Source organism: Halomonas sp. NyZ770, assembly GCF_020616575.1.
Lineage (GTDB): Bacteria > Pseudomonadota > Gammaproteobacteria > Pseudomonadales > Halomonadaceae > Vreelandella > Vreelandella hamiltonii.
Genome location: NZ_CP085143.1, coordinates 841,723 through 865,501 on the forward strand (window position 1 = coordinate 841,723; position 23,779 = coordinate 865,501).

Here is a 23,779-nt window from a genome sequence, read left to right on the forward strand (position 1 = left end):
ATCTCGTTCAGCGATGGCGTGCATGGGCGTCAGGCAGTAGCTTGCCTGGCACCCAGCGAAGGTAGCCCACCATGCCGAACAGCTCGACGAGGGATTGAAAGACGATCACGACCACGGCAGCTTGCCAGCCGTTGGGCAGAGTGAGGGCGATTGGCAGCATCACAAAGGAGTTGCGTGTGCCAAAGCTGAAGGCCAGGGTGCGTGCGCTGCGGGTCGGGAGTGAGAAAAGTCGTCCTAACGCTCGGCCCAAGAGCCCCGCCAGCAGGAGATAGCCGCTAAACAGAAGCCCTAATGGCAGCAACCATTGGGTCAGCGCCACCACGCTGGCCACTTGCGACGCCGCGATGATGAACACGACGACCGCCAGCAGTGGTACCGGGCAGTATCCCATGGCTTGCGTGATGCGTTGAGCCTTTGCTGAGCGCTCCGCCAGACGCTCCGTCAGCCAGGCAAGCAGCAGTGGGGTGGCGATCAGCCCCACAAAGGCGCTGATCAGTGCTGTGGATAGGGCGATGTTCAGCCACTCTATGCCCAATAGCCACCATAAATAGACGGGGAGGGCGATCATTTGTATCAGGAGCAGTATCGGCGTGGCGGCAATGGCGCGGCCCGTATCGCCTTTGCCCAGATGAGTAAAGGTGATGAACCAGTCGGTGCAAGGCACCAACAGCACTAGCAGTACGCCAGCCAATAGGGCGGGCGGCAGGGGCAGCCATAAAGCTGCCAAGCCTGCGGCGGCAGGAATCACGATGAAGTTGCCCACCAGCAGTGCTGCAATGAAACGTTTGTCCTGAAGGCCTTGGCGAATGGCGAGCAGGGGGATTTGGGTAAAGGTGGTGTAGAGCAGCGCACCCAGTAACGGCCAAAGCAATGGCTCCAGCACGGCCATGCGTTCGGGAGCCCATAGTCCTGCGCTTATGCCCAAGCCAATGCCAAACAGATACAGCCAGCACTGCTGTCGTTCCAGGATATCTTTCATTCGGCCGCAGGCGATGAGGCAAGCGCCCAGCGCTCTCCGGCCCAGGCGGCCAGCAGCCATAGCGGGACGCTGACCAGCACGTAGAGCGGTGCCAGCCACCACTGGGGCTGTTGGGCGAGGTAGAGCGTTTCCAGGCTGAACAGGGAAAAGGTGGTGAAGCCTCCACAAAAGCCTGCCACCAGCAGAGGTTGGTGGCGTGCCAGCGCGCGGTGGGGAAAGCGCGAGGTGGTGGCCGCCAGCCAGCCGATCAGCAGCGAGCCCACGATATTGACCAGTAGCGTGCCCCAGGGGAAATAGCTGCCAAACGCTGCCAGGGATGCCAGTGATACCCCGTAACGCAGCAGGCTGCCCACGGCGCTGCCGAGCCCAACGGCCAGATAGGCGTTCATGACAACCCCCCGCCCAGCCACCAGCCCAGGGTGGCCATCAAGAGCCCCAAACCTAACGTACTGGCAACGTTGAGTGCCGCCCGAGCGGCTTGGCCAGACTGGTAAAGCTCCAGGGTTTGCAGGCTGAAGGAGGAGACGGTGGTATAGCCGCCCAGCAGGCCGATGATGGCGAAGGCCCAGGTGGGGTCGTGATGCTGCAGGCCGTAATGTGCCAGCAGCCAGCCCGCCAAGAGCGCGCCGCTGGCATTGACGATGAGCGTGCCCCAGGGGAAGACTTTGCCTAGCCGTTTCGCGGCTGCATTGGACACGGCAAAGCGGCCCATGCCGCCAAGCGCGCCTCCCAGGGCAATCAAAAAGAGACTGGCCATGCCAGTGTCCATGGTGGCCTCGTGCGGAAAGCAGAATCAAGGCCGGAAAGTGTAGCATGTTCGGCAAGGCCCTGAGGGCGGGCCTTGCTCACTTTCATGCCTCAATCTTCATATCTCAGCCGTCATGTCTCAACCGGCGAAGATCAAGCGGTGGCCATGGAGGAGTGCTCGACGGGGGCCTCGCTGGATGCCGCCGTGCTGGCCATGTTGATGCCTGACAGTACAGCCTTGAGCGAGGCACTCACCGTGTCGCTGTCCTCTGCCACGGCACATACCCGTTGGCCGTCGATATTCAGCTGCACGAAGGCAATGGCATTGGCCTCGCTGCTGCCCCCCAGTGAGTGCTCGCTGTAGTCCAGAATGGCCACGTGGCTGCCGGTATGCTGTTTCCAGGCGTCGGTGAACGATGACATGGCTCCGTTGCCCGTGCCGGAAAGGCGCAGCGTTTCAGTGCCGTGCCACAGGGTGATGTCGATGCCTTCCTGATGGCCTTTGGAAAGCCGGTAATCCGCCAGGGAGAGCGGGGCATCCAGGGCAAACTGATCGAACATCACCTGGCGGACCATGGCGCTGGAAAGCTCGCTGTTGCGCCGCTCGCTCTCTTTCTGCACGTGGGGGGCCAGTGCCAGCATCATCCAGCGGGGCAGGTGAATGCCGTAGTCGCGCTCCAGCAAAAAGGCCATGCCGCCTTTGCCTGACTGGCTGTTGACCCGGATCACTGCCTGGTAGTCGCGGCCGATGTCATGGGGGTCGATGGGCAGATAGGCCACTTGCCACGGCTCATCCGGCTTCTGATGCTTGAGTGATTTACGAATGGCATCCTGATGGCTGCCGGAAAACGCGGTGTAGACCATCTCGCCCACCCAGGGGTGGCGGGGGTGAACGGCAATGCCGGTGCACTCATGCACGACCTGGATGATCTCATCGGGATTGGAGAGGTCCAGCGCCGGGTCGATGCCCTGACTGTACAGGTTCATGGCCAGCGTCACGATATCCATGTTGCCGGTACGCTCGCCGTTGCCCAGCAGCGTGCCCTCGACGCGATCGGCACCGGCCAGCAGGGCCAGCTCGGCAGAAGCCACTGCGCCGCCCCGGTCATTATGGGTGTGTACCGAAATGATCACGCTATCCCGACGGCTGATATGCTGGCAGAAGTACTCGATCTGGTCGGCGTGGTGGTGCGGGCCGGCCACTTCCACGGTGGTGGGCAGGTTGAGAATGCACGGGTTGTCCGGCGTGGGCTGCCACACATCCATGACCGCTTCGCAAATGGCCAGTGAAAAATCGATCTCCGTGCTGGAGAAGCTTTCAGGGGAGTACTGGAAACGCCAATCGACGTCGGGGTACTGCGCGGCATGGGTCTTGACCCAGGTGGCGCCCTGAACGGCGATGTCGGTAATACCGTCGCGGTCCATCTCGAAGACCCGTTCGCGCTGAATGGTCGACGTGGAGTTGTACAGGTGGATGATGGCGCGCTTGACGCCCACCAGCGAGGCAAACGTTTTCTCGATCAAATGCTCTCGGCACTGCACCAGCACCGCAATGGTGACGTCATCGGGAATCTGGTCCTCTTCGATCAACCAGCGCACGAAGTCGTAATCCGGCTGGCTGGCGGAGGGAAAGCCGACCATCACTTCCTTGATACCGACCTTGATGATCTGGTGCCAAAAGCGCTGCTTCTGCTCGACGGTCATCGGCTCCAGTAGCGCCTGGTTGCCATCGCGCAGGTCCTCGCTCACCCAGATGGGAGCGTGGGTCAGTTCCCGGTCGGGCCACTGGCGATTGAACGCGGGTACCCGCGGGGCAGGGCGATACTTGCGATGATCGAAAGCAGACATGGTGAGTTTCCTGAAAGCATGAGGTTGTTTGAGGCGGCCGCTTGTGGCGTGAGCCGCGTGCCAGGCCTCCGGGTAAGAGGCCCTGGGAGCAGCTGCTTTTGGCAGCCATGCTAGTGTAACCAGAATGCCGCGAAAGGTTATTGCGAAAATAGGCCAGTGGGCAGAAAAAGTGGCAGAATATGGCGGGTTTATGGATTTCATTAGTAGAGGCTGTCGAGCATGTCGGTGACTCCCCTGACGCTGGATCGTTATGACCGTCGTATCCTGGATATCCTTCAGCAGGAAGGGCGCATCAGTAACCAGGAACTGGCCGAACGCATAGGCCTCTCGCCATCCCCCTGCCTGCGCCGGGTTCGGGCGCTGGAAACCCATGGGCTGATTACTCAGTACCGGGCCGTGGTGGACGCTCGGCCGCTGGGCTATCAGCTGATGGCGCTGCTGCATATTTCCATGGATCAACACACCCCCGAGCGCTTCGATAACTTCGAGCGCCACGTGCGCGACATCCCCAACGTGGTGGAGTGCTTGATCATCACGGGTCAAGCCGCCGACTTTCAGCTCAAGATTCTGGTCAAGGACATGGATGACTACCAGCATCTGCTGCTGCATGTCATCAATCGGATCGAAGGGGTCACGGGGGCGCATACCAGCTTTGTGTTGCGCCGTGTCTTCGAGCACCGCCCGGTACCTACCTGAGACGGGCTGTTCGATATGACCGGTCAGTTCGATATGACATAGGCAGTGGCTTGCTGGCGGTTTACACTGCTTTTTTTAATCGATACAGGAGATTGAACCATGAGTATTCGGCGTCATGATACAAAAGCCCGCATGAGCCGTGCCGTGATTCATGGCGGCGTGGCGTATCTGTGTGGCCAGGTGGCGGGGCCAGAGGCGCGCCATGGCGATATCAAGGAGCAGACCGAGAGCATGCTGGCGCGGGTGGATGCGCTATTGAAGGAGATCGGCTCCAGCCGCGAGCAGTTGCTCAGTGCGACGATCTACCTCAAGGAGGGCAGCGATTTTGCGGCCATGAACGAGGTTTGGGATGCCTGGGTACCGGAAGGCCATGCACCGGCACGCACCTGCGTGTGTGCACCGATGCCTGCCGATGAGTTGAAAGTCGAGATTACCGTGACCACGGCGGTAGATGCGTAGTCGCCGCGTTACTTGATGGGCTTTTCGGCCGGAAAGCGGGTATCGCGCAGGCTGTCCTTGATCTTCTTCAGGTGCGGCAAGAAATCTTCGCCGCGCCTGAGGGTGACCCCCGTGGCCAGCGCATCGATCAGGGTGAGCTGAATCATTCGGGAGGTCATGGGCATGTAGTGGTCGGTATCTTCGGGGGTGGCGACTTCCAGGGTCGCGGTGCACTCCCGTGAGAGCGGAGAGTCGGGGGCGGTAATCCCCAGCACCACGGCGCCTGCTTCGCGGGCTACCTTGGCGATATCGACCAGTTCCCGCGTGCGGCCCGTGTAGGAAATGATCACCACCACATCGCCCGTATGGCAGGCGGCAGCCACCATGCGTTGCATCAGCACATCCACATATGCCATGACCGGCAAGTTGAAGCGGAAGAACTTGTGCTGCGCATCCTGGGCCACGGCGCCGGAGGCACCCAACCCGAAAAAGTGAATCTGCTTGGCCTGGGTCAGGTAATCCACCATGCGCTCGACGGCGGCCATGTCCACCTCGCGCTGGGCTTCGTCCAGGGCGGCAATGGTGGCTCCGAAAATCTTGTGCGTGTACTGAGTGGCCGTATCGCCGGGCTCGACGGCACGGGTCACGTAAGGCGTTCCGCCGGCCAGGCTCTGCGCCAGCTTGATCTTGAAATCGGGATAACCCTTGGCGCCGAAGTTGCGGCAAAACCGGTTCACGGTAGGCTCGCTGACGCTGGCCGCCTGAGCGAGGCTGGCAATGCTCAGGCTGGTGGCGGCTGCCGGGTCGTCGAGGATCACGTTCGCCACCTTGCGCTCCGAACGATTCAGCTCTTCGAGACGTTCCCTTAGGCGGTCTAGCAGGTCATGCGCCATTGACTGACTCCGTGGCAGGCGTTGAGGGTAAACGAGGCGTCCACTGGCTGCACCAGTGATAAAACTCATCTGCAGGCAGTGGACGAGCATAGTAATACCCTTGCGCCGCTTCGCAACCTATCGAACGCAAATAGTCGGCCTGGGCAGCCGTTTCGATGCCCTCGGCGACGACGTCACAGCCCACCGCATGGGCCAGTTGGGTGATGGTCAAGGCCAGGTGACGATCCACGGCGTCCTTTTCCAGATCCATGACGAAGGCCCGGTCAATTTTCAGCGTCGAGAAAGGCAGGGTCTTCACATAAGCGAGGGATGAGTGGCCGGTGCCAAAATCATCGATGGCCACGGCAATATTCACATCCGCCAACTGGGCCAACTGGATACGTGCGTTATCCAGGTCGCTGAGCAGGCCAGACTCGGTCACTTCGAGCGCAAAAAAGCGTGCCGGAATCCCGTGCCGGGCGAGTCGCGCCAGCAGCGCCTCGGCAAAATCCTTGCGTGCCAATTGGCGCGCAGCCACGTTGACGGCGATATGGAAGTCATCGTCCAGCAGGCCCTGCTGCCGCCACTGGGCAATATGGCGCATGGCCTCTTCCAGCACCCATTCGCCAATCGACAGAATATCGCCACTGGCCTCGGCCAGGGGAATGAAATCGCCAGGCGAGACATGCCCCAACTCGGGATGGTGCCAGCGCAACAGCGCTTCGGCGCCCAGCACCCGCTGGGTGGCCAGCGACAGCTTGGGTTGAAAAGCCAACGACATCTCGCCACGCTGGGTCGCCCCGCGAATGGCCTGCTGCAGGTGCAGGCGGTGGCGCTGCTGGGTTTCCAGCGTTTCGTTGTAGCTTTGAATGCGCAGCGAGCCTGACTGGGGTAGCGCCAGAGCAGCCTTGTGCACCAGCCGTTCGCTGTCGAACGGGCCCTGCGCCCAACTGATGCCAATGCGCGCATTGAGCGGCAGCAGCAGGTCTCCCACTGCCTGATCCTGATCGAAACAGCTCAGCAGCTTGGATGCCAGCTGGCGCAGTGCCTTGAGGTCGTTGCTATCGGCAATGACCAGCAGTTCACTGCCGCCCCATACGCCCAGGGTGCAGCGTTCACATAGTTGGGCGTGGAGCCGATGGCTGATATGCACCATGAGCTGGTCGGCAACGCTGTAGCCGTGCAGGCGTACCACATCGTCGAGATGATCCAGAGCGATGAACAGCAGGCCAGTGTCGTCGCCTGCCTTGGCGGCTTCCTGCAGCGTCTGGGTCAGTGCTCGCCGATTGGGCAACTGAGTAATGGGGTCGGTGCGCGACTGGCGGTCCAGCTCTTCGGTGCGTTTGGCCACCATCTGTTCGAGGGTCTCGGCCTGTTTGTCGCGCACCTGATAGCGGTGTTCCACATCCAGCGTGTTGCGAATGCGCTGGAGCACCTCGTCATGCTTGAAGGGCTTGGTGAGAAAGTCACGGACCCCCATGCTCAGCGCTTTATGGCGTGTTTCGTCATCGATCTGGGCGGTCAGTACGATGACTGGCGGCATCTGAGCCCCGAAGTGCGCCTGCAGCTGTGACATGACCCCATAGCCATCCAGGTAGGGCATCCGAATATCCAGCAGGATCAGGTCGGGCAACTGCTGTTGGCACAGGCCCAGCACCTGGCGAGGGTCGCTGATTCCCTGCACGTGGTCGAAACCGTGATCGTCCAGCAGGTCCAGCAGCAGCTCGACGTTGATGCTGTTGTCGTCGACGATGAGTAAGCGCTTGCTCATCAGGGTCATGTGGCCATCCTTGGAGAGTGGGCGGGGGCGACAGCCAGATAGTGGCTCAGGGTCGCGGAGAGCTTGTCGAGGTCGATGGGCTTGGTCAGGTAGTCGGCAAAGCCAGCCTCGAGGCCTCGGGCAATGTCCCGTTCCATGGCGTTGGCCGACAGGGCAATGACGGGAAGATGCTTGAGCTGCTCATCGTGGCGAATGATCTCCAGCGCTCGATAACCGCTCATGCCTGGCAGGTTGATGTCGATCAATACCAGGTCGGGCGGCGAGTAGCGCATGATTTCAAGCCCCAGCTCGGCGCTGGACACGGTTTGCAGCTGGACGTGTGGGTAGTCGTCCACGATATCTTCCATGAGCTTCTGGTTGGTGGGGTTATCCTCGATATAGAGCAGGCGGTAGCTGCTCTGTGAGGCAGTGTCTCCCAACGTTGCCGACACCGCCGAGGAAGGCTCGGCGGTGTTTTTTTCTGCCATGGGCAAGGTAAACCAGAAGGTTGAGCCACGTTCGGGTTGGCTGTCCACGCCAATGGCCCCCCCCATTCGCTCCACCAGCTCACGGGTAATGGCCAGGCCGATGCCCGTCCCTTCGATGACGCCGTGCTCCTCATCCAGACGATTGAAGGGTTCGAACAACTCTTCCAAACGTTCGGCAGGGATGCCTTTGCCAGTATCGGTCACGCTGACGCGCAGCATCGGTGCCTGTGGCACCACCTCCAGGGTGATACTGCCCTGAGGGCGATTGTATTTGATGGCATTGGAGAGCAGGTTCAGCAGGACCTGTTTGGTGCGGGTGTAATCCGCCTGCACGACCCAGCTCGAGTCGAGGATCGGGCGCTGAAAGTGAATGCCTGCGGCTTCGATGCTGGCTTCCAGTGTACTGGCAGCATCTTCCAGCAAGCGATCGAGGGCAATGGTCTCGATGGACAGGCTCATGTGCCCAGATTCGATCTTGGCCAGGTCCAGCACCTCATTGATCAGGCTCAGCAGGTGCTGGCCACTCTTCTCGATTTGGCCTACCTGCCGCTGCTGCTTTTCGCTCAGCGGGTCTCGTCGACCTTTGGCCAGCAACTGGGCAAAGCCGATGATGGCATTCAGTGGCGTGCGCAGCTCATGGCTCATCGAAGAGAGGAAGTCGCTCTTGGCTCGGTTGGCTTTTTCAGCCTGGTCACGGGCCGTGGCCAGATCCAGAGCGACCTGTTCGCGTTCGGCCATTTGCCGATAAAGATTGATCAGCAGGGCACAGGTATCCGTGAAGGGCTGCAGCCAGTTGAGTAGCGACTGGTCCAGCGGTTGTCTGCTGTTGGCGATGGCGAACATGCCAATCAACTGGTCGCCACTGAAAATGGGCGCACCCAGGTAGTTGTCCAGCCGCGGGTGACCGGGAGGGAAGCCGCCCCGCTTGTTGTGCCCATAGACGTCATCGGTGATGACCGTTTCGCCATGGGCGTACACCCGCCCAAGCAGCGAGTCCGGATTGGTCAGGGTCATGTCGCCACTGCGCAGCATTTCCATCAGGTGGCGCGACTCGTCGTTCCAGGACAGATCGGTGATGGCGTGGATCTTCAAGGCACTGGTGGTGTCCGTGGGGAGCACTTCGCCGATCAGGGCGTAGTCACTGTCGGTCAGCTCGCGCAGTGCCTCCATCAGGAACGTCCACAGCTGCTCGCCGGACATCAGCGCCTGATAGTCGGTGATACCCTGATGCAACACCTTGAGCAGGCTCTGCTCCTTGTGCATGCGCTTGGTGGCGGCATGCACATCCGTCAAGTTGGTCAGGATGCCCAGAAACTCGACGATTTCCCCCTTTTCATCGGCAATGGCATTGACCGCGAGATGCACCGGTACGGTGTGGCCCTGCTGGTGCAGTGCGTCGACTTCCCGGCCACGGCCAATCACCCTGGGGTCGCCTCCGGCCAGAAAGTGGGCCAGGAAACCGTCATGTTGGTCACGGATGGACGCGGGTGTCAGCATGGAAACGTTGCGCCCTACCACTTCATGATGGGCATAGCCCAGCATGCTGAGCGCGTAGGGGTTGATGCTCAGAACCTTGCCTGAGCGGTCGATGCGGACGATGCCCGTGGCGCTACCATTGAACAGTGTCTGGTAGCGCAGATTCGTCTGGGAGAGGTGGTAGCGCATCTGATGCTGACGCAGCAGCTCATCGACCTGGCCTGCCAGCTGTTCGAGTAGCCGGCGGTCACGGTCGGAAAATGGGCGTGGCTCGGGGCCGATCAGGCACAGCGTGCCCACGACCATCCCTTGAGCAGGCCGGAGAGGGTGGCCCGCATAAAAGCGTATGTGGGGAGCCCCGGTGACCAGCGGATTATCGAAAAAGCGTTCGTCCTCGTGAGTATCTTCCACCACCAACGGTGCATCTGCCGCCACGGCGTGGGCGCAGAACGACACTTCACGGTTGGTTTCACAGGCATCGAGCCCTTTACGCGCCTTGAACCACTGCCGGTCACGGTCCACCAGCGACACCAGCGACGTGGGTACGTCGAACAGCTCGCAGGCCAGCTGCGTCAGGCGTGCAAAGCCTTCGTCGTCTGCAGTGTCGAGAACGTGTAACCCATGCAGGGCAGCCAGGCGCTGAGATTCATTGTCTGGTAAGTCGGCCGCGTGCATGGCATTTCCTGAGTGTGTGAGCGTATGCAATCAAAGCATATTAGATAAATATCGGGCGTTGGCCTGTAATCTTTAGCCGAGCCTGAGCAATTTCAGCAGCCAGCGGCGATAAGGCGGTCGCAGCCAGCGGCTGTTGGCGCGTTTGGCTTGATAAAACATTCCCCGCATATGGCTGAAACGCTCGAAGCCGTGGCGGCCATGATAAGCCCCCATGCCGCTTTCACCGACCCCCCCGAAGGGAAGCGAAGGCACGGCGTGGTGCAGCAATGTTTCGTTGAACACCAGCGCGCCCGAGCGAGTGCCCTCACGCAGTAGCTGCTGCAATCCTTTGTCATGGGTAAAAGCATAGAGCACCAGCGGCGCTGGGCGAGCGTTGATGAAGCGCAGCGCGTCCTTATGGTGCTGTACGCTGATGATCGGCAAGGCACGGCCAAAGATCTCCTCTTGCATCAGAGGAAGCCCCTGATGGGGGTCGATCACCAGCGCGGGAGCATGCGAGCCGTGATCGATCACGCGGCAACCTTGATCACGCGCTTGCTCGATCAGGCGCTCACTGCGTGTGGCGAAGTGTTCACTGACATGGCCGGTGGCTTCCTTGGCGGTGGGGCGCTGCTGGCGTATGGCCCGCTCCAGTGCCTTGATCAGCGCTTCCAGGCGGCTGGCCTCTACAAGAACATAATCGGGAGCAAGGCAGGTTTGGCCATTGTTGAATCCTTTGCCGAACACGATGGCCTCGGCAGCGCTCTCCATATCCACATCGCTGGCGACCAGCGCAGGCGACTTGCCGCCCAGCTCCAGCGTCACTGGGGTCAAGTTGGTCGCAGCGGCGGCTGCGACCAGGCGGCCCACTCTGCTCGAACCGGTAAAGACCAGGTGGTCGAAAGGCAGCGCGCTGAAGTCGGCGGCCACGTCCTCGCCTCCCTCGATCACCGCGAACTCGTCATCGGTAAAGTATTGCGGCACCAGCTTGGCCAGCAGCGCGCTGGTATGCGGCGCCTGCTCGCTGGGTTTGAGGAGCACGGTATTACCCGCAGCCAGCGCATCCACGGTGGGCATCAGCGCCAGGCACCAAGGGTAGTTCCAGGCGGACATGACGCCCACCACGCCCAGCGGCTGGGGCGAGATGCGTGCACGGGCTGGCCACAGCCGCCAAGGCATGGTGGCGGCTTGCGGGCGCATCCAGTGCCACAAGTGCAGGCGGGCGTGGCGAATGGCGTGCAGCACCGAGCTGATCTCGGCCAAGCGAATTTCCACTTCACTGCGCTGACCAAAATCCGCTTGAATTGCCTGGATGATCGCCCGTTGATGGCGCCGTGTCATGAGTGCCAAGCGTGCCAGACGCTCGCGCCGAATGGCGAGGGTCGGGTAGGGCGCAGTGGCGGCGGTTTCCCGCTGCGCGGTCAGTAGGGTCTTGAGATCACGCTTCATGGCCACTCCTTGGAATCGTTCGACATTGACCATACTGGCAGGTTATAGAGGGGGAAACCCTCGACGCCAGACATTGACAATTGTTCACATCGTTAATGGTAAAGTAAGCCATCCACGGCGTCTGCCCGTGCCCTGGGAGTTGTCATGCCTTCTCTGTCGTTGACCATTCTACCTGCCATCGAGGCTGTTTCGGCAAGCCAGTGGGATGCATTGGCTGCGCCGGGTCAGCCGTTCATGCGTCATGCGTTTCTCCAGGCGCTGGAGCAAAGCGGCTCGGTCAGTGCTGCCACGGGATGGCAGCCCAGTCATCTATGCGTCTGGCAAGGGCAGCAGCTCGTCGGGGCGCTGCCGCTGTATCGCAAATACCACTCCTACGGTGAATACGTGTTCGACTGGGGCTGGGCCGACGCGCTGGAACGGGCAGGGGGGCAGTATTACCCCAAGGCGCTGAGTGCGGTGCCGTTTACCCCCGTGCCTGGGCCACGCACTCTGATCGCCGAGGAGGCACCTGCTGCTGAGGTATACGCCTGTCTGGCCCAGGGCATCGAGCAGCTGTGTGAATCCCGGGGGCTCTCCAGCTGGCATCTGCTGTTTGCCCATGAGCAGGAGGTGGGCGCCTGGCAACGCCAGTGGCCGCAGCTCATCACTCGTGAAGGCGTACAGTTTCAGTGGCATGACCAGGGGTTTGGGGATTTCGAAGGCTTTCTGGCCTCGCTGGCCTCCAAGCGCCGCAAGATGATCAAACGTGAGCGCCGATTGGTGGCCGAACAGGGGATTACCCTGACGCGTTTGGTGGGCAGTGAGATCAGTGACGCAGACATGGCGCACTTCTACCGCTGCTACACCATTACCTACCATGAGCGTGGTCGCCCACCGTATTTGAATCACGCCTTTTTCGAGCGCCTGCGTCATACCATGACCGAGTCGCTGGTGCTGATCCAGGCCCGGTTGGAAGACCGCCCGGTGGCAGCGGCGCTCTGTTTTCAGGATGCCACGACCCTCTATGGCCGTTACTGGGGAAGCGAAGTGGTCGCAGACTGCCTGCACTTCGAAGCTTGCTACTATCAAGGCATTGAATACTGCCTGGAAGCCGGGTTGACGCTGTTCGACCCCGGCACGCAGGGAGAGCACAAACTGGTGCGTGGCTTTGCCCCGCAGCGCGTGCGTTCGCTGCACTACATCGTTCACCCCGGGTTGGCTGCCGGAGTAGGGCAGTTTTGCCAGCAGGAAGCCGAGCATGTTCAGGCGTATCGGCAGGCGGCCAGCCAGTCTTTACCCTATAAGTCGCCTCTGGCGTCGCAGGACCCTGCGGCTTGATGGCATAATGCGCGCCGCTCTGGCTTTTATACAGGAACACTCTCATGCACAGATGGCTCTTGGTGATACTGCTGGCAGTGCTTGGCCTGATGCAGTATCAACTGTGGCTGGGCAACGGCGGCTGGCGCGACCTTCAGCGGGTCGAAGAGCGTGTGGCTGAACAGGAGGCGGCCAATCAGCCCCTGCGCGAGCGTAACGCCCGACTGGCGGCCGAGGTCACGGATTTGAAAACCGGGCTGGCCGCCATCGAAGAGCGTGCACGCAGCGATATGGGCATGGTGCGTTCCGACGAGCAATTTTTCTGGGTGCCTGGTGTCGCCATCGAAAACGAGCTGCTGGGGATTCATGCGGGGTTGATCGCCCAGCCTGGGGTCATTCCACCGCGTGAGCGCGAAGGCGGTGAGCCATGAGTGAAACGCTCTGGCTGGTGGTGCCTGCCGCAGGGCAGGGCAAGCGCATGGGGGCTGATCGGCCCAAGCAGTATTTGTCGCTCGATGGGCAGCCGATCCTGGCCCATACCCTGGCCAGGCTAGCCCAGGCTTTTCCCGAGGCCCATCTGGTGCTTTGCCTCGATCGCGACGACGGCTGGTTCGACCCGCATAGCGTACCGTTCAAGCGCTGGCAGCGGGTCGATGGCGGCCAGGAGCGCATGCATAGTGTGCTCAACGCGCTGCGTGCCATTCCCGCTCGTGCGGATGACATCGTCATGGTGCATGACGTGGCGCGCCCCTGTATCACCCAGCAGGACTTGCTGGCGCTGCATGCGGCCATCCAGAGCCACTCGGCCGGTGCGCTGTTGGCCATGCCGGTGGCCGACACCATGAAGCGTGACCGAGGTGATCAGTGCAGCCTGCGCACCGAACCCCGCGACGGGCTGTGGCATGCGCTGACTCCGCAAGGCTTTCGTTATGCGCTGCTGGTGCGCGCCCTGGAGCAGGCTGTACAGCACGGTACGCTGGTCACCGACGAAGCCTCTGCCGTCGAAGCATTGGGAGAGGCCCCGCGGCTGGTCAACGGTCGTCGCGACAACCTGAAAGTGACCCACCCCGGCGATCTGGCGCTGGCGGGCGCCATCTTACACACTCAACAAGCCGCCGCGTCGATGGCGGATAACGGCAACAGGAGCGCCTAATGCGAATTGGCCATGGATTTGACGTGCATCGCTTTGGACCCGGCGACCATCTCATGATTGGAGGCGTCGCGCTGCCCTTCGAGCAGGGGTTCGTGGCGCACTCCGATGGTGATGTGCTGCTGCATGCCATCAGCGATGCGCTGCTGGGTGCCTGCGCGCTGGGCGATATCGGCCATCATTTCCCGGATACCGACCCCGCCTGGAAAGGCGCCGATAGCCGTGGCTTGCTGCGTCACGTCATGTCGCTGGTGCGCCATGCCGGCTACGAGGTGGGCAATCTCGATGCCACTTTGATGGCGCAGGCCCCTAAAATGGCGCCTCATATCCAGGCCATGCGAACCGTCATTGCCCAGGATCTGGAAATCGCCCTGGGCCAGGTGAACGTCAAGGCCACCACCACCGAACGGCTGGGCTTTACCGGCCGGGGTGAAGGTATCGCCGCCGAGGCAGTAGTGCTGCTGACCCCGCGAGCGTCAGCGGATGCTTGAACTTCCTGATTGGCAGCGCAGCCTGACGGCCGATTTCGGCCCGCCCGCCCCAGGCCACTACCGCACCGCGCCGGAAGATTTTCGGGTCGACGAGCAGCTCGACTTCATCCCCGAAGGGCAGGGCGAGCATCTCTGGCTGCGGGTGGAGAAGCGCAACCTGACCACGCTGGAGGTGGTCAGACAGCTCAGCCGACTATGCAGCGTGGGACAGCGCGACATCGGCTACTCAGGAATGAAAGACCGGGTCGCCGTCACGCGGCAGTGGCTCAGCGTACATCTGCCGGGGCGCCAAGCGCCTGAAGGGCTGGCAGGTGCCCTGGCCGAGCTGGGCATTCAGGTGCTGGAGCAGGCGCGCCACCCGCGCAAGCTGAAGCGCGGCGTGCACCGCACCAACCATTTTCAACTGCGGCTCAGTGGCGACGCCGTGCAGCGGGAAGACTTTACCCCGCGCTGGGAAGCACTGTGCCGTCAAGGCGTCCCCAACTATTTTGGCCATCAGCGCTTTGGCGCGGGTGCCCGCAACTTGCAGCGAGCCCAGGCGGTGCTGGCCAAGGGCTGGCGCAAACGCGATGACCGCCAGGGCATGATGCTCTCCACCGCCCGCAGCTTTCTGTTCAACGAATTGCTCAGCGTGCGCTTGCAGGAGGGCAGTTGGTGCTGCCCGTTGGCAGGCGACACGCTGATGCTGGAAGGCACCCAGAGCGTGTTTGCCGTCGATTCAGTGGATAAGGCGCTGATCGAGCGGGCCGCCGCGATGGACCTTCACCCCACCGGGGTATTGTGGGGCGTTGGTGAATTGGCGCAGGGGGCGGCGGCGAAGTATGAAACTCTGCTTCGACAGCGGCATCCAGCGCTGTGTGAAGGGCTTGAAAAAAGTGGCGTCAAGCGAGCCCAGCGGGCCCTGCGCGCCTGCCTGATATCACCCAGCATCACCCATGAAGACAACGCTGTGCTACTCTCGTTTGCCCTGCCGCGAGGCAGCTTTGCCACGGCGGTGATCGGCGAGTTGATCGACCACCCCGACACCGCCTGATGCACGTGTAAGGAGACCGACATGCGGCGACTGCTGCTTTCCAATGACGATGGCGTTCACGCCCCCGGCCTGAAGGCGCTGCATGATGCGCTCACGGCCCATGCGCACCTGCGCGTGGTTGCCCCTGACCGCGATCGTAGCGGGGCCAGCAATTCGCTGACACTGTCTCGGCCGCTGTCGCTGACCGCACTGGACAGCGGTTTCTATAGCGTCGATGGCACCCCGGCCGACTGCGTCTATCTGGGCGTGAACGGGCTGTGGGACGAACGGCCAGACCTGGTCATCTCCGGCATCAATCATGGCAGCAACCTGGGCGATGACGTGCTCTACTCCGGGACGGTAGCCGCCGCCATGGAGGGCCGTAACCTGGGCATGACGGCCATCGCCATGTCGCTGTGCGGCACCCAGCACTTCGCTACGGCCGCGCACGTGGCGGCCAGTCTGGTGGGGGCCGCCGACCGCCTTTCGTTGCCGCCGCGTACGCTGCTCAACGTCAACGTACCTGATCTGCCCTGGGAAGCCATCAAAGGCTTCAAGGTGACCCGCTTGGGGTATCGTGGTCCTGCCGAGAAGCCCGTTCCGGTACAAGACCCCCGTGGTCGCACGCGCTACTGGATTGCCCCCGTGGCGGCCAACGCCGATGATGGCGAGGATACCGATTTTGCGGCGGTCGAGGCGGGCTATGTCTCGATCACCCCGTTGCAAACTGACCTGACGCGCCATCCGGCGCGCCGCGATGTACAGGACTGGTTGGATGCCTTTGCCTGATCTATCCCCCGGCGAGTTGAGAGGTCGTGGCATGACTTCTCAGCGCACCCGAGATCGCATGATCGAACGCCTGCAGCAGCAGGGTGTGCATGATGCGCGGGTGCTGGAGGTGATGGCCCGTGAGCCACGTCATTTGTTCGTGGACGAAGCGCTGGCACACCGCGCCTATGAAGACACCGCACTGCCGATTGGTTTTGGGCAGACCCTGTCGCAACCCTTGACTGTGGCGCGCATGACCGAGCTGGTCTTGAAGGCATCGCCTCGGCGTGTTCTGGAAGTCGGGACGGGCTCCGGCTATCAAACGTTGATTCTGTCTCGCCTGGTCGACACCCTTTACTCCGTCGAGCGCATCCACGCGCTGCACGAGCGTGCCGCCGAACGACTATGGCGGCTGGATGCCCCGGCGACGCTGGCCGTGGCCGATGGGGGCGAAGGGTGGCCGGAAGCCGCCCCTTTCGATGTGATTTTGCTCACTGCCTGTGCGCAAACGCTGCCTCAGGTACTGCTCGAGCAGTTGACGCCAGAAGGCGTATTGATTGCGCCGCTGGAAGAGTCCGACGGCAGCCAGTGGCTGACTCAGGTCAAGCGCATTGGCTGTGCATTTGAAAAGCGCCGGCTCGAACCCGTGCGCTTTGTTCCCCTGTTGCAAGGAGTCGTGGATTGAAGCGTCGAACGATAGGACTGTTTTTCAAAGGCGCTGGCATGGGAGCCGCCGATGCCGTTCCCGGGGTGTCCGGTGGCACCATTGCGTTCATTACCGGTATTTATGAAGAACTGATCAACACCATCAAGCAATTTGGCCCCAGCGCCCTGGGGGCCTGGCGGCACGGCGGGCTGCGTGGGCTTTATGTCCATCTCAATCTGGCTTTCCTGATGCCTCTGCTGGCCGGTGTCGCCATCAGCCTGTTCAGTGTCGCGCACTTGGCGCTGTGGCTCATGGAGGCCCATCCACTGCTGCTGCAAGGCTTCTTTTTCGGGCTGGTGGCGGCCTCGGGGCTGGTCGTCGGGCAGGCGGGCGAGCGCTGGAAAATAGCCTATCTGCTGCCGCTCACCCTGGGGTTGCTGCTGGCTCAACTGCTGCCGGGCATGATGCCCCTGGTGTTGATGATCGGTAATGAAGCGATGGTCGTGGTGGTCGCAGGCGCCATCGCCATCAGCGCCATGCTGCTGCCGGGCGTGTCGGGGAGTTTTCTATTGCTCACCATGGGCCTCTACGGCACCATCATGGGCGCGATTCGCAGCTTCGATCTGGGTATCATCATCCTGTTCGGCATGGGTTGCCTGCTGGGACTCGCCCTGTCCTCACGGCTACTGTCATGGCTATTGAAACGCTATCATGGGGCAACCTTGCAGCTGTTGCTGGGGTTCATCGTCGGTTCGTTGCCGGTTCTCTGGCCCTGGCGCGAGCTGTTACGCTACCAGCTGGGCTCGGATGGACAAATGATACCGCTGGCCTATCGCTATCTGTTACCCAGCGACTACGCCGTGCTGACCGGCGAGTCCGCGCAGGTCGCTGGTGTCGTATCGTTGATGGTCTTTGGAGCACTGCTGGTCGTATTATTGAATCGTCGCGCAGTGACGCATTCCTCACGCTCAACAACCCCGAGCCATTGAGCGGAAATCGAATCATCGAGTGTGAGCGCACGGCATTGAAAAGGAGTAGGGATTGCATGCGTAAGGTTTTTATCGTGTCGGTGTTGGCGCTGGCGATCAGCGGCTGTGCCAACCAACAGCAGGGTGCGCCACAGGTACGCGATTTGAGTGAAGCCCGTCGCGTGGTTGAAAATACCCCTCAGTACACCGTCAAGGCAGGCGATACCCTGTACGGTATTGCTTGGCAGCACAACCTGGATTACCGCCAGTTGGCGGCCTTGAACAACATCAGCCCGCCTTATCAGATCCAGCCGGGGCAGACCATCGCCCTGCGCGAAGGCGCGGGTGCCAGCACGGCACCCAGCCAGGCGCCTGCCACGGCTTCCCGTGGCGTAGTGGCTACCGGGCTGCAGCCCCAGGCCACGGCCGTTGCCAGTAATGAGCAGGAGCTGGACTGGCTGCTGCCCGATGAGAGCGCCATCGAGCGTAACCAGCGCTTGACGGCCGAACCCCGCGCCGTGGAAGCCGCGCAGCAGGTGGCTGCCAATACGCCCCCGCCTGCCTCGCCAGAGCCGCCCGAGTCGGTCGCTGCTGAGCCGCCCTCGGCACCTGCCGTCGAGCCCGAGCCCGAACCGGCTCCAGAGCCTGCGCCCGCAGCGACGCCAGAGCCAACGCCTGCGGCACAACCCGCCCAGGCCGCTCGCCAGGATCGTTCGTCGCGCACCTTCACGCCTGTCGATAACGTCGACTGGCGCTGGCCCACCGATGGTCGAGTGACCGGCGAGTTTGGCCAAGGCGGCAGTATCACCGCCGGGATTGATATCGCGGGGCAAAAGGGGCAACCTGTGCGTGCAGCAGGACCTGGCATCGTGGTGTACGCGGGCAGCGGTGTGCGCGGCTACGGTAACCTGATATTGTTGAAGCACAACGATCAATATCTCAGCGCCTATGCACACAACGACAGTTTGAGTGTCAAAGAGAATGATGTCGTCGAGGCGGGTGAGGTCATTGCCACCATGGGCGATAGCGACGCCGATAGCGTCAAGCTGCATTTTGAGGTGCGCCGCGATGGCCAGCCACAGAATCCGCTCGACTATTTGCCAGCTCGCTAGGCATCATGCTCTGAAGGTAACGTATTAGCTCGATCAAGGTAACCCGGACAGCTAACTAAGGCGTCATATAACAATAAGGTGCACGCGCACAGGAAGTGCGACCACCCTGACTTTTTCGAATGGCGGATAGGCGAGACAACGGGGGTATGACCATGAGTATGCTGGAGAAGGACCTACAGGAGATCGACCTCGACGAGGTTGAGGAGGCGCTGGACGAGGCTGATGACGATGCCACGGCTGAGGAGGAAGAGTTCGAGAAAGCGCTTGGTCGAGACGATCGCCAATCCACTCAGAGTCTGGATGCTACCCAGATCTACCTCAATGAAATCGGCTTTTCGCCGCTATTGACGCCGGAAGAAGAGGTCTATTACGGACGTCTGGCGCGCAAGGGTGATGCCTTGGGGCGCTCGCGGATGATCGAGTCCAACCTGCGGTTGGTGGTCAAGATTGCCCGACGCTATTTGAATCGAGGTTTGACGCTGCTGGATTTGATCGAAGAGGGCAACCTCGGGCTGATCCGCGCGGTGGAAAAGTTCGACCCCGAGCGGGGTTTTCGCTTCTCCACTTATGCCACCTGGTGGATTCGGCAAACCATCGAACGCGCTTTGATGAACCAGACGCGCACCATTCGTCTGCCGATTCATGTGGTCAAGGAGCTGAACATCTATCTGCGTGCCGCCCGTGAGTTGACCCAGAAGCTCGACCACGAAGCCACCGCAGAAGAGATTGCCGAGCATCTCGACAAGCCGGTCGAGACCGTCAAGAAGATGCTGGGGCTCAACGAACGTGTTTCCTCGGTGGACTACCCAATGGGCGGCGAGAGCGACAAGCCACTCATCGATACCCTCACCGACGATGATGTGCTGGGTCCGGAAGCATGCCTGGTGGATGGAGACGTGCGCGAGCATGTCGACCACTGGCTGGACGAGCTCAGCGAGAAACAGCGCGAGGTGGTGGTGCGTCGCTTTGGCCTGCGTGGGCATGAAGCCGCCACGCTGGAGGAAGTGGGTGCCGAAATCGGTCTGACCCGCGAGCGTGTTCGTCAGATCCAGGTAGAAGCGTTAAAGAAGTTGCGACGCTCGCTGGAAAAACAGGGGCTTTCTCTGGATTCGATTTTCGAGGCGTAGCCTCGTCGAAGCCACTTGGCCCGGCCAGCACGTTCGACATGCTAGTCTACAGCGCACCGAGCATTTCACTCGGTGCGCTGTTTTTGATAGCCAGCCTGTCTGGCAATCGGGTAACGCCCGCTAAACCCATATCCGTTCGCTAGCCGTGCGGATTATCAGCACCGCGCTGTCGTACGAGCGCTCTGATAAGTGAGATAGCCATGCGCCCGTTAGTGGCCTATATTGACCTGGACGCGCTGCGTCACAATTACCAGCTGGCCTGCCGCTGCGCGCCTCAGAGCCGCTCGGTCGCCGTCATCAAGGCCGATGCCTATGGCCACGGTGCGCTGGCCTGTGCCAACGCCCTGGAAGCCGAGGTGCCTGCGTTTGCGGTGGCCTGTATCGAAGAAGCACTGAGCCTGCGTGAAGGCGGTATCAAGGCCCCTATCATCCTGTTGGAAGGTATCTTTACCGCTGACGAGCTGGCGCTGGTCGACCATCATGGCCTGTGGATCAGCGTGCACAGCCATTGGCAGGTAGAGGCGCTTTTGTCCTATGCCCCGCAGCGGCCGATTCCCGTCTGGTTGAAGGTCGATTCCGGCATGCACCGGCTGGGATTCTCTCCCCAGGAGGCGCCTGCGGTATGGCAGCGTCTGCACAGTGCCCCACAGGTCACGGCGCTGCACCTGATGAGCCACTTCGCCAACGCCGATGCCCAGGATGCCAGCTACTTCGAACACCAGATGGGCGTCTTGCAGGCCCTGGCGGCAACGCTGAAAGCACCGCTTTGCCTGGCCAATTCACCTGCCACCCTGGCTCGGCCAGCCGCCCATGGCGACTGGAATCGGCCGGGTATCATGCTGTATGGCAGTGACCCCCTGGAAGTGGCCAGCGAGCTGACCCGCCAGCTGCGCCCGGTGATGACGCTGCGCTCGGAAATCATCGCCCTGCGTGAGCTGGCCGTCGGCGAACCAGTGGGCTACAGCGGACGCTGGAAGGCCCCACGCCCCTCGAAAATTGCCGTCGTCGCCGCAGGGTATGGGGATGGCTATGATCGCCATGCCGTGGATGGCACGCCGGTACTGGTCAACGGCCAGCGCTGCCCCATCGCCGGTAAAGTCTCCATGGACATGCTCACGGTGGATGTCACCGAGGTGCCCGACGCCGCCATCGGTAGCGAAGTCGTGCTGTGGGGGCGCGCTACCCAGGGCAGCGTGCTGTCGGTGGACGAAGTGGCCCGCCACTGCGATACCATCAGCTATACCTTGCTGACCGGCGTGCTGCCCAGAGCGCCTCGGCAGTACCATGGTGCCAACGTCTAAACGGTTATTCGTATGTCGAAATCTTATCCGCGCTCCTTTGCGCACCCCCGCTACTGGCCTACCTGGCTGGCCATTGGTGCCATGTACGTGGCGGCCTGGTTACCTTGGCGGGTCAAGCTTTGGGTAGGCAAGATGATAGGCCTGCTGGCGTGGCGGCTTGCCAAGCGTCGGCGGCACATCACGGCCACCAATCTGGCGCTCTGCTTTCCCGAGAAAAGCGCCGAGCAGCAGCGCCAGCTGGTCAAGGAAACCTTCATTGCCAACGGTATCGGGCTGGTGGAAACCGCCACCGGCTGGTGTCGCGATGCCGAAGGCCTGCGTCATCGCGTGGCCTATCATGGCCAGGAGCACCTGGCCCATGCCAAAGCTCAGGGCAAGGGCGTGCTGGTGGTCGGTATTCACTTCTCGACGCTGGATCTGGGTGGCGCGCTGCACTCGCTGTTTTTCCCGGCGGACGTGGTCTATCGCCCCCATAACAACCCGCTGTTCGAACGCTTCATGACCCGGGCACGCTCGCGCATTTTCGGCCAGGCCATCGACCGTCACGACCTGCGTGGCGTGGTGCGGCGGATCAAGGCGGGGCATATCGTATGGTACTCCCCGGACCAGGATTTCGGTCGCGATGTCAGCGTCTTCGCTCCGCTGTTTGGTCAGCAGGCGGCCACCATTCGCCTGACGGCCAAGATCGCCCGCATGACCGGAGCGCCGGTGGTACCGCTGATGTTTCACCGCAATCCGGACAACCGTACCTACACCATCGAATGTCTGCCCGCCTTCGAAGGCTTCCCCAGCGGCGACGAAGTGGCCGATGCCACCCGAGTGAACGAATTCATCGAACGGGCCATTCGCAAGCACCCCGAGCAGTACCTGTGGCTGCACCGGCGCTTCAAGACGCGCCCTGAAGGCGACGCCGGGTTTTACTAGCGCGGCCTGGGTTTGGCGCACTGAACGAGCATGAAAAAAGCCGCCCGAAAGGGCGGCTTTGCGTTGTGCTGAAGGAATCTTTTGCCCGCAACCTCAGTCGAGATTGCGCGAGTAGAAGATTTCCAGCATCTCTTTGCGCAGACGGCCTTCGATATCGCGGGCTTCTTCGAAGGTGATGTCGCGGCGCGACGTGCCGAACAGGTAGTTGTCCAGCTCGAAGTCCTTGAGCAGCATCTTGGTGTGGAACATGTTTTCCTGATACACGTTCACATCGATCATCTGGTAGGCCTGCTTGGTATCTTCTGCCAGATAGTCCTGAATCGAGGTGATGTCGTGATCGATGAACAGCTTCTTGCCATCGACGTCACGGGTGAAACCGCGCACGCGGTAGTCCATGGTGACGATGTCGGAGTCGAAGCTGTGGATCAGGTAGTTCAACGCTTTCAATGGGCTGATATGCCCACAGGTGGATACATCGATATCCAGACGGAAGGTGCTGATGCCGTTGTCGGGGTGCGACTCGGGGTAGCTGTGTACCGTCACATGGCTTTTGTCCAAGTGGGCCACGACCGTTTCCGGCAGCGGGCCAGGTCCTGGCTCGGTTTGCCCTGGCGTCGGGTCATCCAGCTCGTGCTCGGCAATCAGAATGGTCACACTCGCGCCATGCGGCTCATAATCCTGACGCGAGATGTTCAGTACATGAGCGCCAATGATGTTGGTGACGTCTTTCAGGATCTGCGTCAAACGTTCGGCGTTGTAAAGCTCATCGATATAGTCGATATAAGCCGCACGCTGCTCTTCGGTTTTGGCGTAACAGATGTCGTAAATATTGAAGCTCAAAGAGCTGGTCAGGTTGTTGAACCCGTGGAGTCGGAGATTATCTGACACTTCCGAACCTCCCTATGGCAGATGAGGACACCCCGACGAGCCAGCGCCGGAACCGATAAACACTTGTCACCGTGCTAACGCAGCCGCCGTGAAGACGACCCCGCACTACGCAGTAAAGGGAAAAACAAGCGGGCGTATTATGCCCGCCCAGGGCGTGGCTTGCATCCAGCCACGCCATTTTTTTTGATGCTGCAGCGTCACCCGCGTGGCCAGCCGACCCATGACGGCTCAAGCTTCGCGGATCTCATAGGAGTGAGTGATGTCGACACCGCCTTTGACCAGCATGATCGAGGCGCTGCAGTACTTCTCGGCCGACAGCTCCACGGCACGCTGGACCTGCTTCTCTTTCAGGCCGCGACCAGTGACCACGAAGTGGACATGGATCTTGGTGAAGACGGCGGGGACTTCATCGGCGCGCTCGGCATCCAGCTCGGCCACGCAGTCGGTGACCTCTGCCCGTGCCTTGTCGAGAATGTTGAGAATATCAAAAGCGGTACAGCTGCCCATGCCCATCAGCAGCATTTCCATTGGGCGAGGCCCCGTATTTCGGCCACCGTGGTCAGGCGGGCCGTCGATCACAACGCTGTGCCCGCTGCCAGATTCCGCCACGAACTGGCGTCCATCGGTCCATGTTACCCGTGCTTTCACGTTGCTCTCCTCATGCTGGCGACGAAAGGTAGGTCGCGCAGC

The 23,779-nt window shown here is 61.4% G+C and carries 24 protein-coding genes; 14 read left to right on the plus strand and 10 right to left on the minus strand.

Features of this window, described 5'->3' with window-relative positions; translation table 11 throughout:
• Positions 1–7: 7 nt before the first annotated feature.
• From LG409_RS04075 to LG409_RS04090, 4 genes are all read right to left on the minus strand, one after another.
• Entirely contained in the window at positions 8–979 is a 972-nt protein-coding gene (locus tag LG409_RS04075; protein ID WP_227407664.1) for an arsenic resistance protein, read from the minus strand.
• Positions 976–1,368: a fluoride efflux transporter CrcB gene (gene crcB, locus LG409_RS04080; RefSeq protein ID WP_227407665.1), complete on the minus strand. Its 393-nt coding sequence runs from the start codon at positions 1,366–1,368 to the stop codon at positions 976–978. Before crcB ends, LG409_RS04075 begins: the two co-directional genes overlap by 4 nt.
• On the minus strand, positions 1,365–1,748 hold the full coding sequence (locus LG409_RS04085) for a fluoride efflux transporter FluC (protein ID WP_227407666.1): 384 nt from the start codon (positions 1,746–1,748) through the stop codon (positions 1,365–1,367). Before LG409_RS04085 ends, crcB begins: the two co-directional genes overlap by 4 nt.
• Before the next feature lie 131 nt (positions 1,749–1,879).
• Positions 1,880–3,574, minus strand: a complete 1,695-nt coding sequence (locus tag LG409_RS04090; protein ID WP_227407667.1) for a 2-isopropylmalate synthase — start codon at positions 3,572–3,574, stop codon at positions 1,880–1,882.
• A gap of 219 nt (positions 3,575–3,793) precedes the next feature.
• On the opposite strand from LG409_RS04090, the gene LG409_RS04095 reads away from it, so the two are divergent.
• Both LG409_RS04095 and LG409_RS04100 read left to right on the plus strand, forming a co-directional pair.
• Positions 3,794–4,270, plus strand: a complete 477-nt coding sequence (locus LG409_RS04095) for an Lrp/AsnC family transcriptional regulator (protein WP_039175572.1) — start codon at positions 3,794–3,796, stop codon at positions 4,268–4,270.
• Positions 4,271–4,369: 99 nt separating this feature from the next.
• Complete coding sequence (locus LG409_RS04100; RefSeq protein WP_096921374.1) at positions 4,370–4,729, plus strand: RidA family protein; 360 nt, start codon at positions 4,370–4,372, stop codon at positions 4,727–4,729.
• 8 nt (positions 4,730–4,737) lie between these two features.
• Here LG409_RS04100 and LG409_RS04105 read toward each other — a convergent pair whose 3' ends face one another.
• The 4 genes from LG409_RS04105 to LG409_RS04120 all read right to left on the minus strand — a co-directional run bounded on the left by LG409_RS04105 (position 4,738) and on the right by LG409_RS04120 (position 11,406).
• Positions 4,738–5,601, minus strand: a complete 864-nt coding sequence (locus LG409_RS04105) for a MurR/RpiR family transcriptional regulator (protein WP_039175574.1) — start codon at positions 5,599–5,601, stop codon at positions 4,738–4,740.
• Entirely contained in the window at positions 5,591–7,360 is a 1,770-nt protein-coding gene (locus LG409_RS04110; RefSeq protein ID WP_096921373.1) for an EAL domain-containing response regulator, read from the minus strand. Before LG409_RS04110 ends, LG409_RS04105 begins: the two co-directional genes overlap by 11 nt.
• Positions 7,357–9,978 carry a GAF domain-containing protein gene (locus LG409_RS04115; protein WP_227407668.1) on the minus strand — a complete coding sequence of 874 codons (2,622 nt, stop codon included), beginning with the start codon at positions 9,976–9,978 and terminating at the stop codon, positions 7,357–7,359. Before LG409_RS04115 ends, LG409_RS04110 begins: the two co-directional genes overlap by 4 nt.
• Positions 9,979–10,050: 72 nt before the next feature.
• Positions 10,051–11,406, minus strand: coding sequence for an aldehyde dehydrogenase family protein (locus LG409_RS04120; protein ID WP_227407669.1), 1,356 nt, complete (start codon positions 11,404–11,406; stop codon positions 10,051–10,053).
• A gap of 144 nt (positions 11,407–11,550) precedes the next feature.
• Between LG409_RS04120 and LG409_RS04125 the strand changes: the two genes are divergently transcribed.
• From LG409_RS04125 to lpxL, 12 genes are all read left to right on the plus strand, one after another.
• The gene (locus tag LG409_RS04125; RefSeq protein ID WP_227407670.1) at positions 11,551–12,723 is read left to right on the plus strand and encodes a GNAT family N-acetyltransferase; all 1,173 of its coding nucleotides are present in this window, start codon (positions 11,551–11,553) and stop codon (positions 12,721–12,723) included.
• Positions 12,724–12,767: 44 nt separating this feature from the next.
• Entirely contained in the window at positions 12,768–13,133 is a 366-nt protein-coding gene (ftsB, locus tag LG409_RS04130; RefSeq protein WP_016916293.1) for a cell division protein FtsB, read from the plus strand.
• The gene (ispD, locus tag LG409_RS04135; protein ID WP_189462590.1) at positions 13,130–13,855 is read left to right on the plus strand and encodes a 2-C-methyl-D-erythritol 4-phosphate cytidylyltransferase; all 726 of its coding nucleotides are present in this window, start codon (positions 13,130–13,132) and stop codon (positions 13,853–13,855) included. Before ftsB ends, ispD begins: the two co-directional genes overlap by 4 nt.
• Positions 13,855–14,343, plus strand: coding sequence for a 2-C-methyl-D-erythritol 2,4-cyclodiphosphate synthase (gene ispF, locus LG409_RS04140; RefSeq protein ID WP_039175581.1), 489 nt, complete (start codon positions 13,855–13,857; stop codon positions 14,341–14,343). Before ispD ends, ispF begins: the two co-directional genes overlap by 1 nt.
• A complete protein-coding gene (truD, locus tag LG409_RS04145) occupies positions 14,336–15,376 on the plus strand; it encodes a tRNA pseudouridine(13) synthase TruD (RefSeq protein WP_227407671.1) in 1,041 nt (346 codons plus the stop codon). Before ispF ends, truD begins: the two co-directional genes overlap by 8 nt.
• A gap of 21 nt (positions 15,377–15,397) precedes the next feature.
• Positions 15,398–16,144: a 5'/3'-nucleotidase SurE gene (gene surE / locus LG409_RS04150; protein WP_189462592.1), complete on the plus strand. Its 747-nt coding sequence runs from the start codon at positions 15,398–15,400 to the stop codon at positions 16,142–16,144.
• Positions 16,131–16,808, plus strand: a complete 678-nt coding sequence (locus LG409_RS04155) for a protein-L-isoaspartate(D-aspartate) O-methyltransferase (protein ID WP_039175586.1) — start codon at positions 16,131–16,133, stop codon at positions 16,806–16,808. The genes surE and LG409_RS04155 overlap by 14 nt, the downstream gene beginning before the upstream one ends.
• Before the next feature lie 38 nt (positions 16,809–16,846).
• Positions 16,847–17,758, plus strand: a complete 912-nt coding sequence (locus LG409_RS04160) for a DUF368 domain-containing protein (RefSeq protein WP_422822508.1) — start codon at positions 16,847–16,849, stop codon at positions 17,756–17,758.
• Positions 17,759–17,814: 56 nt separating this feature from the next.
• Positions 17,815–18,849 (plus strand): peptidoglycan DD-metalloendopeptidase family protein, encoded by a 1,035-nt coding sequence (locus LG409_RS04165; RefSeq protein ID WP_039175589.1) that lies wholly within the window; start codon positions 17,815–17,817, stop codon positions 18,847–18,849.
• A gap of 152 nt (positions 18,850–19,001) precedes the next feature.
• Positions 19,002–19,976 (plus strand): RNA polymerase sigma factor RpoS, encoded by a 975-nt coding sequence (gene rpoS / locus LG409_RS04170; RefSeq protein ID WP_039176022.1) that lies wholly within the window; start codon positions 19,002–19,004, stop codon positions 19,974–19,976.
• Positions 19,977–20,176: 200 nt separating this feature from the next.
• Positions 20,177–21,277: an alanine racemase gene (alr, locus tag LG409_RS04175; RefSeq protein ID WP_227407672.1), complete on the plus strand. Its 1,101-nt coding sequence runs from the start codon at positions 20,177–20,179 to the stop codon at positions 21,275–21,277.
• Positions 21,278–21,289: 12 nt separating this feature from the next.
• The gene (gene lpxL, locus LG409_RS04180; protein WP_039175592.1) at positions 21,290–22,201 is read left to right on the plus strand and encodes an LpxL/LpxP family Kdo(2)-lipid IV(A) lauroyl/palmitoleoyl acyltransferase; all 912 of its coding nucleotides are present in this window, start codon (positions 21,290–21,292) and stop codon (positions 22,199–22,201) included.
• Between the two features lie 93 nt (positions 22,202–22,294).
• On the opposite strand, the gene speD is transcribed toward lpxL, so the two are convergent.
• The gene (speD, locus tag LG409_RS04185) at positions 22,295–23,089 is read right to left on the minus strand and encodes an adenosylmethionine decarboxylase (RefSeq protein ID WP_016916304.1); all 795 of its coding nucleotides are present in this window, start codon (positions 23,087–23,089) and stop codon (positions 22,295–22,297) included.
• Positions 23,090–23,317: 228 nt separating this feature from the next.
• On the minus strand, positions 23,318–23,737 hold the full coding sequence (locus LG409_RS04190; protein WP_039175595.1) for an OsmC family protein: 420 nt from the start codon (positions 23,735–23,737) through the stop codon (positions 23,318–23,320).
• Positions 23,738–23,779: the final 42 nt, after the last annotated feature.

Bases quoted from the DNA above. Each gene is read 5' to 3' on its own strand.
- LG409_RS04075 (WP_227407664.1), bottom strand. From the start codon at position 979: ATGAAAGATATCCTGGAACGACAGCAGTGCTGGCTGTATCTGTTTGGC.
- crcB (WP_227407665.1), bottom strand. From the start codon at position 1,368: ATGAACGCCTATCTGGCCGTTGGGCTCGGCAGCGCCGTGGGCAGCCTG.
- LG409_RS04085 (WP_227407666.1), bottom strand. From the start codon at position 1,748: ATGGACACTGGCATGGCCAGTCTCTTTTTGATTGCCCTGGGAGGCGCG.
- LG409_RS04090 (WP_227407667.1), bottom strand. From the start codon at position 3,574: ATGTCTGCTTTCGATCATCGCAAGTATCGCCCTGCCCCGCGGGTACCC.
- LG409_RS04095 (WP_039175572.1), top strand. From the start codon at position 3,794: ATGTCGGTGACTCCCCTGACGCTGGATCGTTATGACCGTCGTATCCTG.
- LG409_RS04100 (WP_096921374.1), top strand. From the start codon at position 4,370: ATGAGTATTCGGCGTCATGATACAAAAGCCCGCATGAGCCGTGCCGTG.
- LG409_RS04105 (WP_039175574.1), bottom strand. From the start codon at position 5,601: ATGGCGCATGACCTGCTAGACCGCCTAAGGGAACGTCTCGAAGAGCTG.
- LG409_RS04110 (WP_096921373.1), bottom strand. From the start codon at position 7,360: ATGACCCTGATGAGCAAGCGCTTACTCATCGTCGACGACAACAGCATC.
- LG409_RS04115 (WP_227407668.1), bottom strand. From the start codon at position 9,978: ATGCACGCGGCCGACTTACCAGACAATGAATCTCAGCGCCTGGCTGCC.
- LG409_RS04120 (WP_227407669.1), bottom strand. From the start codon at position 11,406: ATGAAGCGTGATCTCAAGACCCTACTGACCGCGCAGCGGGAAACCGCC.
- LG409_RS04125 (WP_227407670.1), top strand. From the start codon at position 11,551: ATGCCTTCTCTGTCGTTGACCATTCTACCTGCCATCGAGGCTGTTTCG.
- ftsB (WP_016916293.1), top strand. From the start codon at position 12,768: ATGCACAGATGGCTCTTGGTGATACTGCTGGCAGTGCTTGGCCTGATG.
- ispD (WP_189462590.1), top strand. From the start codon at position 13,130: ATGAGTGAAACGCTCTGGCTGGTGGTGCCTGCCGCAGGGCAGGGCAAG.
- ispF (WP_039175581.1), top strand. From the start codon at position 13,855: ATGCGAATTGGCCATGGATTTGACGTGCATCGCTTTGGACCCGGCGAC.
- truD (WP_227407671.1), top strand. From the start codon at position 14,336: ATGCTTGAACTTCCTGATTGGCAGCGCAGCCTGACGGCCGATTTCGGC.
- surE (WP_189462592.1), top strand. From the start codon at position 15,398: ATGCGGCGACTGCTGCTTTCCAATGACGATGGCGTTCACGCCCCCGGC.
- LG409_RS04155 (WP_039175586.1), top strand. From the start codon at position 16,131: ATGCCTTTGCCTGATCTATCCCCCGGCGAGTTGAGAGGTCGTGGCATG.
- LG409_RS04160 (WP_422822508.1), top strand. From the start codon at position 16,847: ATGGGAGCCGCCGATGCCGTTCCCGGGGTGTCCGGTGGCACCATTGCG.
- LG409_RS04165 (WP_039175589.1), top strand. From the start codon at position 17,815: ATGCGTAAGGTTTTTATCGTGTCGGTGTTGGCGCTGGCGATCAGCGGC.
- rpoS (WP_039176022.1), top strand. From the start codon at position 19,002: ATGAGTATGCTGGAGAAGGACCTACAGGAGATCGACCTCGACGAGGTT.
- alr (WP_227407672.1), top strand. From the start codon at position 20,177: ATGCGCCCGTTAGTGGCCTATATTGACCTGGACGCGCTGCGTCACAAT.
- lpxL (WP_039175592.1), top strand. From the start codon at position 21,290: ATGTCGAAATCTTATCCGCGCTCCTTTGCGCACCCCCGCTACTGGCCT.